Origin of the sequence: Blastopirellula marina (genome assembly GCF_002967765.1) — a bacterium.
GTDB lineage: Bacteria > Planctomycetota > Planctomycetia > Pirellulales > Pirellulaceae > Bremerella > Bremerella marina_A.
The window spans coordinates 147,615-160,805 of sequence record NZ_PUHY01000015.1 but is presented as its reverse complement, the minus strand read 5'-3'; the positions used below and the strand labels follow the sequence as shown (position 1 = coordinate 160,805).

Sequence of the window (13,191 nt, the reverse complement as noted above, 5' to 3'; positions counted from 1 at the left end):
TTCACTTGTTTAACGATTAGCCTAAGGAATCGATCATACGTTCCCGCGAATCGAGGGCTGCTCTTGTGGCAGCGACTAATTGCTGACTGGTCGCCCGACGGTTTTCGTTTCTTAGCCATCCCGTAAACTGGCCCGTCTGTAATCGGCTGAAAGAACCATGGATTTGAGTACATCCGGTCGCCAGCACAACGTCCACAGCATTCTCAGACGAAATCCCTGAGCCAGGAAGCAGTTCGATCTGTTTGCCAAAATGCTCATTCAGTTTGGCAATCTGCTCGCGCCCTTCCCATGCAGTATCGCGGCCACCAGACGTCAGCACACGAGTGGTATCTAGATCGATCAATGCCTTAAGGAGCGATCGCTGGTCGGACACAACATCAAACGCTCGGTGAAATATCAGTTCACGAGATTCGGATTTCCTCTTAAGCGAGCCCCAATATGTGTCCTCGATCGTTCCGTCCTCTTTCAACGCGCCCGAAACGATTCCGTCGGCACCAGCAGCCAGTAGCATCTCGGCGTCTCGCATCATCAATCGAAGATCGGCCGCCGAGTAGTGGAATCCTCCCGGCTTCGGCCGAACCATCGCGACCACTGGAATGCTTACGGCACGTTTGACTTCTTCAAGAAGCCCAACACTGGGCGTCAAGCCACCAAGCTCGATTGCGAAGTTAAGTTCAAGTCGATCGGCTCCTCCACGAAACGCGGCAACCGCATCGTCGACCGAGGCGACACAGACTTCCAGCAAGATTCTTGTATGATTGTTCAAGTAAGCAGCTAACAGGGGGTAAGGTTCCGCAACTATCGCGAAAGAGAAACTAACAATCACGTTAGCGGTTCAAATAGTAAGCCGCCCCCGACCATTGCCGAGTTAAGACTATTTTGCATTTGTGGGCATTGGGGCGAATAGCTTAAGGTATTCGCCATAACCAGCCTCTTCAAGTTCATCTTTGGGAATAAACTTCAGTGCCGCGGAGTTCATGCAAAACCGCATTCCTCCGGTCGCGACGGGACCGTCGTTGAATACGTGTCCCAGATGGCATTCGCCGTACTTTGACCGAAGTGCGAGGCGTGGATACCCTTTGTCATAGTCGACGTGGGATACAAAGTGCTCCGGTTCTAGCGGCTTTGTAAAGGAAGGCCAGCCTGTTCCAGAATCAAACTTATCGGTGGACGAGAACAGCGGTTCCCCCGAAACGATATCGACGTAGATTCCCTCTTCGTGATTGTCCCAGTAAGCATTTCGGAACTCGGGCTCGGTCTTATAGCTTTGAGTGACTGCGTACTGCATTCGTGTGAGCTTGGCGCGAAGTTCCTTCGGATCCGGTTTTTCGAATGATTCCCACGGCTTTTCTGGGGCTTGCGAGGCAGCAACACTCGTCGACTCATTCGTCGATAATTCCTCTGAGGAGGTCGCTGGAACGATGTCCGCTAGTTGCAGTTCGTCTGCCTTCTTTCCCCAGTGCTTCCGAATGAAGGAATCACGGCCAGAGCGGAAGCGGTAGCTCTTGTACGACGCAGGGTGATGTGCCGCGTAGTCCTGGTGATAGGCTTCTGCTGGCCAAAAATAGGCAGGAGGCAAAATAGCGACGGCTAGAGGATTCTCGTAGACCTTCATCTCGGAGATCTGAGACAATACAGCCTCAGCCGTCTGTTTCTCCCGATCCGTTTGTACAAAAATCGCGGGACTATACTGCACTCCACGATCGAGGAAGGAACCTTGGGCATCGGTAGGATCGATATGCTTGATCAGGTGCTCGATGAGCCCGGCGTAGGTAATCTTCTGAGGATCGTAGGTAATGAGAATGACTTCACGGTGGCCGCCAAACGCGTAAGTTTGATAGGTCGGATTATTCGACTGACCGCCAGCGTACCCCGTGATTACATCCAGAACCCCGGATACCTTTTCCATATCCGATTCGACCGACCAGAAACAACCACCAGCAAACATCGCTTTCGCGGTCATCGTGGTCGCAGGCAAAGCAGCATCGCTCGCTTCAAGATTCGTTTCGTCTGCCATAAGAGGACGGTAGCCGAACGAAGCGATCGTGAGCAGGAGTCCCGCTAGAGTAGCTGTGGTAAGGGAAAGGATCCTTCGCATGACGTTGCCCCCAAGATCAATTCAAAGAATTGCAACCGCTGCCGCGTCCGTCACCGCCACTGCGCGACATCTGATTATTTTAGCGGTAGGAAATCAAATGGAAAGTTCGATACCGCAGCGGTTGTTCTCCATCTCTTTCAACACTTCATCAGACAGCAAAGTATCGGCCTGACGCCTAAAGAGCGAACAGCACGCTCATCGGAAGTACCGGCAGGAACACTCAAACATTAACGAAACCACGCGAGTCAAGCACGTAATCACTGGCCACTGAAGAACTTACGCAAGATCTCAAATTATCTTGGAAGCATTCAAAATTCGCTTTGAGCTCTCGGTGAGTATTTCATCGACCTTGGGTGAACTGAACGCGACGCGCACTTCATAGCCTCCTTGAGGGTAAGACTCGGCGGTTGGAATGTACCAAGGGCCTCCGTCGCCGTAAGCAGCGGTGGCCACGAATCGGTCCGGAGCGAGTTCCTGGGCCTGCAGCTGGTACTCGATGAACGACTCTGCTGGCAAATGGAGCAGCGAGGTTTGATTCACATGCAGCGAACTGAGGACGATCGGGGTCCCTCGTTCGCAACGACGAAGCCATCCGATTTTCATGGCGGAACGATTTCGATCTGCGTTCGAGGCCTTTGGGTCGGCGACGATCGCGAGCAACTCCTCTTCGTTCAGCGACTCCGACGGAGGAATTTGAACCTCGGCGGTTTGCCACTGGGCACTCGAGATCGGTTCGATCTTCAATCGCGATTCGCTCTCGACAAGGGCGGCGTAGATGCGATCTGTTAAACGCACACGTGCTTCCGGAGAGGCATCATTATACTTTCCAGCGGCGACGTTACCTGAGCAACCAGTGAAGTAAATGTGGGTGCAACCTGGATCCTCGGCTTGTCGGCGTTTACGTGCCAGACCGACGAAATCGCTACTCACTTGCCCCTTTCCATAGTGGCTCATGGGGTGCGTTGCATAGTAATGGCATGACACCAGCTTCTTATCGCCTTGCATGAAGGCAACCGTTTTCATCCACGGGTCGATTAATCCCTCTGGAATCTCCCAGTGCCTGGGCGTTTTGCTGGAACTACCTCGCCAATCAACAAGCTCGCCAGCTGAATTGACAATGCGCCGATTGCTGGCGACTTTCTCAACCTTTGCCTGACCGGTGGCAAGGTGAGTTACTGGCTGTAAATTTTGCATTGCTTTGGTAACGGCTTCCGCAGCGTTCGTCAAACACTCCTGGAAGAAATCGAGTTGCACTAAATGAGGAAGTCCCGCGTGTTGACTGGCAACACGTTCTCCCTCTAGGCAAACAAACGGGGCATCGTGTTGATGAACGCATTGCACGGCGACGCGATCAGGAGTTGTCCCGGCAGCTTTCGCGATTGTTTCTCGCCACTGCAAATGGGCTTCATTGAGGAGGCCCGTCCAATCAACCGCACAGATGACGATTGGTTCTCCAGCTCCAGTCAGCACGAAACCGATGGCTTCCAGATCATCTTCAACGGCAACCACCGGCGTGATCCAACCGCCGCACAGCGGATGTCCTTCGGGAGGGGTCACTTGGAATCGAAACGGAGCGATCTTCAATGAGGGCGCCGATTCTCCTCGCGCCAAACAAGGGGCGAGTAGCCCGGCAATTCCTGCCGACAAAGTGGTTTCCAAGAAGTGCCGTCGATCGATAGCCATGCGATTGTCCATCAGCTTAAGAGAACGGAAGGAGTCAGCTGGAACGGTGTGGGGCGAAGTTCCAAGGTGGGGAGTTTGGAATCCCAATGTACAAGGTGAACAATTCCGCAATCAAGAACTCGCTGCATTTTCTGTCCAAATGAAGGTAGAAACGACTCCGATTTCATTTCATCGGCTTTCCACGGATCAGGATAGACGTCCACACTTCGCCCTACCGTGAAATGGCTCACCAAGAGAAGCGAACATGGAACTTCTTTGGCTTCAAGTCGCAGCAGTGTGATCTGCTTTACATCGAGCCTTTTTAATTCCTGCTAATCTCTCGGGAATAGTCGGTAGAGTTAGAGATGCGATCACCCTCTTCGTTAAAATATGGACATGGTCCGGTAGGCATCCCTCAATTCACGTGTGGCATTAAAAGCAGACTCTCATTCCTCAAGTCCTCGAGGCGAATCATGCGTCGCGCAATTCTGTTTTCTATCATCTGTCTTTCTTGGGCAGCACAAGTCGAGGTACGTGCTGCGGATACGGAACCATGGAACGACCCGTTCTGGATTCTTCTGCATCAGCCATCTGCCGTTGCCGAATTGGATTTAAGCCCGGCCCAGGAGCAGCAATTTCATGCTGTGAGAGACGACCTTGACCTTCGCTTTCTTCCGCTGAGAAACCGATCTCGTGAAGAAGCCCTTTCCACCGCAACAACGCTTGTCGCAGAAGCCCGTGAGAAGATGCAGAGTCTGCTCGAGCCGAAACAGCAAACCCGTTTCAAACAGCTCGTCTTACAGCGAATGGGGAATGACGCGTTGCTGCACGAAGAGGTCGCCAACCGACTCAACTACTCGGCGACTCAGAAGACGAAACTCGAGAAGATCGATGCCGACACGCAAGAGGCGGTTGTCGAACTTCGCAAAGAGATGAACGACGAAGGGAAAGACCGTCAAGCCGTCCAGCAAGAGTACGTCAAGCTTCTCGAAGACCAGCAAAAGAAGCTCGTCGCTGTCCTGACACCCGTGCAACGAACTGCGTTGCGGAATGTGATCGGCGAACCATTCCGTGGCCTGAAAGACAACCAGCCGCACATTCGAGCCCCTGACTTTGGTGCTGAAGGTGAGTGGATCAATTCCTCGCTACTCTCACTGAAGGAACTTCGCGGCAAGGTGGTTGTCGTCCATTTTTACGCTTTTGGCTGCATCAACTGCATTCGCAACTACCCCTGGTATCTTGAGTGGAGCGAGCGATTTAAAGACAAAGATGTTGTCATCGTTGGCATCCATACTCCCGAAACCAGCGCCGAGCGCAATAGCGATTCCGTACGCCGCAAAGCTGCCGAAGCGAAGTTCGACTTCCCAGTGCTTATTGATGACAAAAAGGTCAATTGGAATGCTTGGGGGAATTCAATGTGGCCCAGTGTCTATCTCATCGACAAGCAGGGCTACTTCCGAGAACACTGGGCGGGCGAACTAAAATGGAAGGGTAACGACGGCGAACTTCACATGCGGCAGAAGATTGAAGAGCTTCTCGCAGAATAGGCGGCAGCGATGCTAATGCGTTGAATCGGCTCACTTCATCTCAGATCGCTGTAATTTCAGCATGGCTCGCCCCATCGCCTCGCCAACGTCCATGTAAGTTTCGGCATTGCCTCCATAGTGGTTGTTCGATGCGCCGCCATGGCAAAGAGGCTGGGTGTAAACGGTTGCCACATTCCCTTTAAACTTCGGATATTTGCTACTTGTTCCATCGATGGCCAATTGCGCATCGAGGATTAAGCCTTCGTTGCCTTGCGATCCCTTGACGGTCTGTCCAAGCGTTGCGCATACAAACTTGGCATTTGGAGCGTCGAAGTCTTTACGTAGCTGATCGATGAAGTGAACGAGGTTCGCTTCGTAGTGACTGGCCAGTCCGGCGTCATAGCGATCCTTATCGCCTTGCCAGAAAAAGAAACCGGCAATCTCGTAGCTTTTCGCATTTGGGTAATACTTTGGAAGTCCGGCCAGAACCTGCTTTGCGTTAGCGATATCTCCGTCGTACTGCATACCGGCGTACCAGTTGATCGATTTCGGCTCGGTCCCCTTCTCCCAGCGCATGGGTGATTGCTTGTAACCTGCGTAGACCCAAGTCTTACCCTTGTCATAAAACTCATACCCTTCGCTTCCCGGAGGCAAGAGATCCCAACCCAAAGATCGATTGCCAATGCAACTTTTCAGGATCAGAACCGGAGCATCCGTGGCATGGCCGAGACAATGCCCGATGCCTAGCTCTGGTCCTATCGTTCGGCCTTTTACCGTCATCCATTCGTTGTGAAAGACCTTCATTGGTTTGGTGCCGCTTGCCATGACGCGAACATTTCGGACATCCCTACGTTCTGTCCAGTTTCCATTTTCATCGATCAAGTAGGGATATTTTTCCTTCGCTTGCACAGCATGTTCGAGCGTTCCTTCCTGACTGGCCGGTCCAATCTTACCGGCACCCAACATGTTGGATTGACCAAGCAAGATGTAGACCTGCACTGGTCGACTCATGTCGGCACCTTTGCCATCAGGATCTGGCAGTGTCTCCGATGTCTCAGCGGCCGGCGATATATCAGCTAACAGGAGACTCGGCAGCAGAAAAACCAGCAGACTGAACGTAAATCGATAGGCAATGTGCATGGGAATGCTCTGATTGGGGCATACAAGATTTGATGAGGCAATCCGGAGCGGAAAGCATAAGATGACTCGTTCCGTGATCATCTCTAGCTTAACTGATCAATAATCCGTTTTGACGACCAAGAGAACTATTCGAAGCGAATTCGAATCATTTGGCAATTCGTTCGCACGATTCGATTTGCATGCTTAGCTAAGTGTTTTTGCCGAACTGCGTACCAACGAATTGACACGATATTCCGATACGAACGGTCGAATATGAAAAACAATGCAACAGAAGAGCCGCCGTCGGCATCAACCAAAGCGTAGCAATTCATTAATGATGATTCCCAAAAACTTACCAGGTGCACCATGGGTGAGCGCGAAGAAAGAAACAAGCGAAATGTTCAAGCGTTTTATCACACCATGTTCAACCAATGCCGTCCCGCAGAGGCGGTCGAGAAGTACGTTGGGAATACCTACACTCAGCACAATCCGATGGTCGGAGATGGCAAACAGGCATTCATCGCATATTTCGAGAAGATGGCCCTCGAATATCCCGGTAAACATGTCCGTTTTGTGCGTGTGATCGCCGAAGGCGACTTTGTCGTCTTACACTGCCATCAAACTTGGCCTGGCGATTCCGATTGGGCAGGGATCGACATATTTCGCCTGGACGATAACGGGAAAGTCGTCGAGCACTGGGATGTTCTGCAAACCGTTCCGGACGAAGCCGCGCACCTCAATGGTATGTTCTAGCAGGCACGATTTAGCCGAAATAGGGTCGTGGGGATCGAATTTGCCATCCCCTAAGCTCTCGTCACGACAACAAATCCTCGTCAATTGGTTCGTCATGCGACTCCATCGCGCGTCTCTCCGTCGCCAGGATTCGCAATGCCTCGGAATCAGTAACCCTACTCGCAGGTGTAACCACACTTACCAATACTCCGGCCACGCCAGCGCAGACGACTGATAGGATTACCGGTCCGCCCCAAAATGCATCCAACCCGGGATTGAACTTAAAGACCACAGTACAGATTCCACCGCCAAGAATCGCTGCGATACCTCCTTGCCAAGTGGCACGACGCCAGTATTTGCCCATTAGCGTGCTGACGACTAAGCCACTCATGATGAAGGAGATCATATCTTTGATGTAGCGAATAATATTCTCAGCTGGCAAGGTAATCGCGAATGCTGCCACCATAATCGCAATTAGTCCCCAGCGTGAACTGCGAACCATTCGATCTCGATTGGGCATTTTGCCCGTAAACATGACATACACATCGCGAAACAGAATCGCCACCGCGGCGATGGCATCGGAACTCGCAGAAGACATCGTCGCGCTTAGCCCAGCGATCAGAAAAATCATGCCAATCGCCATGGGCATCAACTCGTTTGCCATATACAGAAACGCGTGATCTTGATTCTCAAGGTTTGGGTTTAGCTGATAAACGCAAATCCCAATTAAAGCCGGCAGCAAACAAAACACCAGATAAAGCATACCGCTCCAATAGAAACTCTTCTTGACTGTCGCGGGACTATCAGCGGAGTAAATCCTTTGTCGATAGGAAGGCGTTCCCAAGACGCCGATCAAAATGGCCACCGCCAGCGAAATCGATGGCAGTAACTGCGGACCTTGCAAAAATTCAAAACTGCTGTGATTCAAACTGCTAATCTTAGATGGACCGCCGATCTGCTGCACTGCGAATACGGTCATCAAAAGAAAACCGACAAACAAAACAATTGCCTGAATCGTGTCAGTCCAGACAACTGCCACGTAACCACCAATCACCACGTAAGTGCCAAAGCCGAATGCGAGAATGGCTTTGGCCGCAACGGGGTCAACCTTACCTACATATTCCAGATAATAACTGCCGCCGAGGATATGAGCCCCCAGCCAACCGATGGAGGCCAACAGCATCGAAATCGCGACAAGCCCTTTGATCCATCGATTCGCTCCGTAGTAAAACGAGATCTCCTCGGACATGGTCATGAAGTTGTGCGTGCGAACGTTGGCAAATAGTTTGCCCAATAGCAACATTCCTAGGCCCCCCCCGACGCCAAACATCGCTCCACGCCATCCGTGAGCATACCCCTGCCCTACGGCTCCGATGCTTGAGCCCGTTCCGACCATCGTGGCGATGGTCGTTCCTAGTACCAACAGGAGAGGAATCGAACGATTACCCAGCAGAAAATCTTCGCCCGACTTCTGCCAGCGTGAAATCCAGACGCTGAGGCCAATCATCGCTAAAATGTATAGCAGGAAAACTACCAGAAATAGTGTCGGACTCATGTCGGCTTCCGGTAGCAGATGCAGTCGATCTCAATCTTGCAGTCGACCATCATCATGGCCTGCACACAGGCGCGAGCTGGCGCATGCTCGCCACCGAAGTACTCCGCATACACTTTGTTGAACGACCAGAAGTCGCGTGGATCGTCGAGCCAGACACCGCAGCGGACGATGTCCTCTTTGCTGTAACCCGCTTCCGTGACGATGGCGAGCATATTCCCAATGGCCTTATGGGCCTGTGGAATGATCCCACCATCGATGATCTCTCCGTTTTCCATCGCAACCTGCCCCGAAACGTGCAGCCAACCATCGGCTTGAACAGCTCGAGCAAAGGGAAGTGATTGGCCACCCGCACCCGACTTTTGGGTGCCGTAACGAATAATACTCATCAAGCGATCCTTCCTTAGCGATTCTATGCGGTGGGAACGAAGGGGAATGGGAAAAGACATCGGCGTTCGTGTCTCAACGATGTGATCATCGTTTGATCGCGAGCCGATAGGGCAGCCTATCAAGACCGTAATGACCAAGTTCGCGGCTGTGAGATATCTTTGATCACATAAATCCTAGCCGGACGCAAGCAGTGCGATAAAGAAGCTTGAGAAGTCGGCAGGAAACCTCAGTACCGCTCACGCGGCAACTGAAGCATGGCGAATGCCCCGTAACGAATTGCCCATCAGCTAAGAGAGCTCTCGATATTCTGCGGCATTCGTCCAATGTCGAACGGTTGTTAAGAGCAGCTTTCGATCGATTGGTTTCGTCAAGAATCCATCGCATCCAACACTTTTACACTTCTTCTCGTCGCTACTCATTGCATGCGCGGTCAAGGCGAGAATTGGAGCGTTATACCCGAGACGCCTCAACTCTCTCGTCGCCTCGTAACCATCCTTAATAGGCATTTGCATATCCATCAGTATGCAGTCGTATGGTGTCCCATGTCGCCACGCTTGCATGGCCCGCTCAGCCGCCAACTGGCCATTGTCAACAATATCAACTTCAGCCCCAGCCTTGCTCAGGATGTGCTTCAGCAAACGTTGATTATCGGGACCATCCTCTGCCAACAAGAGTCGAACGCCATGCAGACGATGGGCACTTTTAGAATCGGGCGACTTCGTCTTCATCAACGACCGCAAAGTGCTTGAATCGTGGTATTCGATATCTTCGATTGCTCCCGCATCGATCGTCAGCCGAAAGGCACTACCTTCTCCCATGCGAGAGTAGGTAATCGTCAGATCACCACCTAACATATTGGCCAAACGTTTACTGATGGTTAAACCAAGTCCCGTTCCACCGAACCTTCTCGTTGTGGAAGAATCGGCCTGAGTGAAAGGCTGGAATAAATTTGAAATCTGGTGATCCGACATCCCAATTCCGGTGTCGATCACGTCAAACTGCATCATGGCGCGATCGCCCTCTTGGACGAATTCCGATCGCAATGTTACGCCACCGACCTCGGTAAACTTGATCGCGTTCCCAAGCACATTGATTAGAATCTGACGCAGACGTGTCGGATCGGTCGAAATCTCTTTGGGAATCTTACCGATGAAGTTCGACGTTATTTGTAGCCCGGCCCCGTCCGCTTTAACCTTGACTAACGAAATGACATCCGTGATCAACGTGTAGGGACACGTTGAAATGGATTCAACCGTCATCTTGCCAGATTCAACTTTCGACAGATCTAAGATGTCGTTGATAATCGAAAGTAGATGATGCCCGTTGCGTTGGATCGTTTCAATCGCTTGTTTCGTCTCTTCGTCCTTCGTATCATCAGCGACCGTCTCCGCAAATCCCAAAATGGCAGTCATCGGGGTGCGAATCTCGTGGCTCATGTTTGCCAGGAATTCGCTCTTGGCAGCGGTGGCTGCCGTTGCGTCCTCGGCCATCCGTCGTGCCAATTCGCTCTGCTTAGCCAACTCATCGTTTACGAAGTTGAGCTCTTCCCGAGCGTTTTCGGCGACATCGAGCAAACGCTCCGTTTCAGCGGCTTTGTTTCTGAACACTTGGGCGGCCATGGCCAGTCTCCCTAGCTCGTCATGTCGATCGAGCGCAGGAATGGCATTAATCTTCTCCCCACTTGTAAGGCGATCAAATGTCGACGCAATCGCATTCAACGGGGGCACTACGTTCCTTCCAATCAGCCACGCCGCCACGATTCCTAGAACGATCGTAATGATCGAGAATACATTGCTTGCATATTGAAAGTGTCGATTGTCATTCATCATGGTTTCGGCGAGTACACGAACGTGTTCTATCTGATTACTCCTAATCTCTCGCGCCAGACGCCGAAATTCGACCGATTCGCCAGCCAAAACGACATTCACCAGATGTAAGTAGCCACGAGTCGCCTGAACCATCTGAATAGCGGCATTCTCGTATAAGTTGATCGCGACGATTGTTTGCTCGACCGCCTTTTGTGAATCTAAGCCATCAAGCGTTTCAATTTGCTCCAAATGTGACTTTGTAAGTGAAAGCTGTGACTTGGCTTCTCGAAAGTAAGTCGAGTCTGGCGTGTTCACGTATTTAAGCAGGTTGAGTTGCGCCGTCGTGAAGGCCGCATCTGCTTCCTCGGCCATGATTCTAGTCGAAGGATTTTCAAGCAATGCCAGAATGCCGACTTGAAATTCATTAGCATGGCGTTGTAGCACATCATTCACGAGTTTGCGCCGCTTAGCTCGATCGACTTCAACCGCCGCAAGAATCTCTCGATGGGTACTAAGATGTTGCTGCATCGCATAAATGTCATCGCGATTATCAAGGTACTTGAACGTTGTTGCCTCAGAAATGATTTGACCTAACTTATCCTGCAATTCTTGGGCACGGCGTTCCGGCCCTTCGTAGCCAGTAAACGCAAAGAGCATCACATTCTGTTGTAGCGATCCGACCGTTTGATCGATTTCATGCAGTTGTTCAACTTCTCGGAACAGTTCGCTGTAAGTTTTCAAATCGCTTTGTGACTTCGCCATGCCATAATGACTCAGCGCGGCGATCGAAACATGCAATAGCAACACAATGAGAAAACCGAGCGATATCTTAGCGCTAACACTAAGGCCCTTCGCTCGGTGAGTATTGCGCTGCGTGTTCATAGCTGGATTCCTTGGGCCTTCGATCAAGCTGTTAACAGCTCGTACCATCGAACGAGGCTATATTCGTAGGAATCCATAACCGTATTCCATACCGCGACATTCCCCAGACGTTCCCAATACGATCCGCCTGTTCGGTAGCTTCCTTCCTTGACCGCGATACTTCCATTGGCCCCCGGCAAATCGGTTCTTGCTTGTTTGCCCTCATACCAGTAATCCCATTCCCGCGACGTCAAATATTGCCGAGCCCGTTCGGGAACGGAAATATAATAGCCTTGACGTGCCATGTACGCTCCTGCCCACCCTTCCAGCCACCAATTCATATACGCGTAGGCTGCGTCTCGAGTATGCCCCGTTGTCTTGCTGGACAGACACAAGACTCCATGCCAACCTCGATAGCCTTCCTTCGGTGCGGCATAGGTAACAGGAATGCCCATTCCATTCAGTGTTGAAACGGCGGGAGAAAACATGCTTTCAATGACAACTCGCCCCGACCGCATGTACTCGACCGATTGAGGTACCGAGTTCCAAATACCGTTGAAATGATCTCTTCGTTTGAAGTCGATTAATACGGTAAACAGGTCATCAATTTCTGAACGCGTAAGATTGCCGAGATCGTTGAAGTCGACCAAACCGTTTGCGCGGGCTGCCAAGGCCGCATCGAAGATACCGATGGCCGGTTCATTCACAAGACCGACTTGGCCCCGATAGGCGTCGTCGAGTAGCCATCCCCAACTCTCCGTTTCGTAGGGGATACCTTGCGGAATGATCGAGGTGTTGTATCCAAACGAGTCGACATTATGGACGTAGGGAAGAAAGCTGAGTCCTTCCGTTGCTTCCTCGCCAAGGGTTCCATCGCCTTGGACGTGTAAGATTCGGTGAGGAGCATCTCCTGCCCCTATTTTCATCTTTGGAAACAGGCGTCCCGTCTTCGTCAGAGAATTGATCTCTTCCCAGCGGCGGATTCGCGACTTCTCGATTGGCTGAATCGCATTTGCTTGCCACAGGACGTTGATACTGTTCGACCACTGTTCGTAAACATCGAATGACTCGGGGCGTGTCGAAGCCTTTTGAAGTACACCAGCACTTCCGCGTGGTTCAAACACGATGCGAATGCCTAAGTCCTTTTCAGCCTTACGACGGATGTCTTCCTGGAGAGTGACGTCGGTTCCCAATACCCGTAGTGTTGTCTTCTGTTTGGCATGGACGGCTGGCGGCGAGTTGAGATAGGTCAAGCCGAGCGCAACAGCAGACGTTTGCCGTACGAATTGTCGTCGGCTAATTGCGTGCCTTGAAGGTGGCGGGCTGTCTTTTCGTACGTTCTCCACGAAGTGCCCCTGCATGATTGAAAATGTTTCGCCCGGTCGGCATGGGGTGCCATAAACTAATATGGGTTGCGGAACGCCAGGATTCCGATGGGCACTG

The 13,191-nt window shown here is 51.6% G+C and carries 10 protein-coding genes; 2 read left to right on the top strand and 8 right to left on the bottom strand.

Going from position 1 to position 13,191, the window contains the following annotated elements:
• Positions 1-16: 16 nt before the first annotated feature.
• The 3 genes from C5Y83_RS25200 to C5Y83_RS25190 form a co-directional block, all read right to left on the bottom strand.
• On the bottom strand, positions 17-826 hold the full coding sequence (locus C5Y83_RS25200) for a copper homeostasis protein CutC (RefSeq protein WP_105332571.1): 810 nt from the start codon (positions 824-826) through the stop codon (positions 17-19).
• A gap of 48 nt (positions 827-874) precedes the next feature.
• Positions 875-2,098: a peptide-methionine (R)-S-oxide reductase MsrB gene (gene msrB / locus C5Y83_RS25195; protein ID WP_105332570.1), complete on the bottom strand. Its 1,224-nt coding sequence runs from the start codon at positions 2,096-2,098 to the stop codon at positions 875-877.
• A 288-nt stretch (positions 2,099-2,386) separates the two neighbouring features.
• Positions 2,387-3,781, bottom strand: coding sequence for a hypothetical protein (locus tag C5Y83_RS25190; protein ID WP_105332569.1), 1,395 nt, complete (start codon positions 3,779-3,781; stop codon positions 2,387-2,389).
• Between the two features lie 452 nt (positions 3,782-4,233).
• Here C5Y83_RS25190 and C5Y83_RS25185 point away from each other — a divergent pair, with 452 nt between their 5' ends.
• A complete protein-coding gene (locus C5Y83_RS25185) occupies positions 4,234-5,307 on the top strand; it encodes a redoxin domain-containing protein (protein WP_158262512.1) in 1,074 nt (357 codons plus the stop codon).
• Positions 5,308-5,337: 30 nt separating this feature from the next.
• Here C5Y83_RS25185 and C5Y83_RS25180 read toward each other — a convergent pair whose 3' ends face one another.
• Positions 5,338-6,426: a sialate O-acetylesterase gene (locus C5Y83_RS25180; protein ID WP_199195133.1), complete on the bottom strand. Its 1,089-nt coding sequence runs from the start codon at positions 6,424-6,426 to the stop codon at positions 5,338-5,340.
• Between the two features lie 345 nt (positions 6,427-6,771).
• Here C5Y83_RS25180 and C5Y83_RS25170 point away from each other — a divergent pair, with 345 nt between their 5' ends.
• On the top strand, positions 6,772-7,158 hold the full coding sequence (locus tag C5Y83_RS25170) for a nuclear transport factor 2 family protein (RefSeq protein ID WP_105332566.1): 387 nt from the start codon (positions 6,772-6,774) through the stop codon (positions 7,156-7,158).
• A gap of 61 nt (positions 7,159-7,219) precedes the next feature.
• Here C5Y83_RS25170 and C5Y83_RS25165 read toward each other — a convergent pair whose 3' ends face one another.
• From C5Y83_RS25165 to C5Y83_RS25150, 4 genes are all read right to left on the bottom strand, one after another.
• The gene (locus C5Y83_RS25165; protein WP_105332565.1) at positions 7,220-8,692 is read right to left on the bottom strand and encodes a sodium:solute symporter family protein; all 1,473 of its coding nucleotides are present in this window, start codon (positions 8,690-8,692) and stop codon (positions 7,220-7,222) included.
• On the bottom strand, positions 8,689-9,078 hold the full coding sequence (locus tag C5Y83_RS25160; RefSeq protein ID WP_105332564.1) for a RidA family protein: 390 nt from the start codon (positions 9,076-9,078) through the stop codon (positions 8,689-8,691). The genes C5Y83_RS25165 and C5Y83_RS25160 overlap by 4 nt, the downstream gene beginning before the upstream one ends.
• Before the next feature lie 288 nt (positions 9,079-9,366).
• Entirely contained in the window at positions 9,367-11,769 is a 2,403-nt protein-coding gene (locus tag C5Y83_RS25155; RefSeq protein ID WP_158262511.1) for an ATP-binding protein, read from the bottom strand.
• A gap of 23 nt (positions 11,770-11,792) precedes the next feature.
• A complete protein-coding gene (locus C5Y83_RS25150; RefSeq protein WP_233207359.1) occupies positions 11,793-13,094 on the bottom strand; it encodes a PotD/PotF family extracellular solute-binding protein in 1,302 nt (433 codons plus the stop codon).
• Positions 13,095-13,191: the final 97 nt, after the last annotated feature.

What these genes read in the sequence shown, in the direction of transcription:
- C5Y83_RS25165 (WP_105332565.1), bottom strand. Translation starts at nt 8,692, where the DNA reads ATGAGTCCGACACTATTTCTGGTAGTTTTCCTGCTATACATTTTAGCG.
- C5Y83_RS25155 (WP_158262511.1), bottom strand. Translation starts at nt 11,769, where the DNA reads ATGAACACGCAGCGCAATACTCACCGAGCGAAGGGCCTTAGTGTTAGC.
- C5Y83_RS25190 (WP_105332569.1), bottom strand. Translation starts at nt 3,781, where the DNA reads ATGGCTATCGATCGACGGCACTTCTTGGAAACCACTTTGTCGGCAGGA.
- C5Y83_RS25160 (WP_105332564.1), bottom strand. Translation starts at nt 9,078, where the DNA reads ATGAGTATTATTCGTTACGGCACCCAAAAGTCGGGTGCGGGTGGCCAA.
- C5Y83_RS25180 (WP_199195133.1), bottom strand. Translation starts at nt 6,426, where the DNA reads ATGCACATTGCCTATCGATTTACGTTCAGTCTGCTGGTTTTTCTGCTG.
- C5Y83_RS25185 (WP_158262512.1), top strand. Translation starts at nt 4,234, where the DNA reads ATGCGTCGCGCAATTCTGTTTTCTATCATCTGTCTTTCTTGGGCAGCA.
- C5Y83_RS25170 (WP_105332566.1), top strand. Translation starts at nt 6,772, where the DNA reads ATGGGTGAGCGCGAAGAAAGAAACAAGCGAAATGTTCAAGCGTTTTAT.
- msrB (WP_105332570.1), bottom strand. Translation starts at nt 2,098, where the DNA reads ATGCGAAGGATCCTTTCCCTTACCACAGCTACTCTAGCGGGACTCCTG.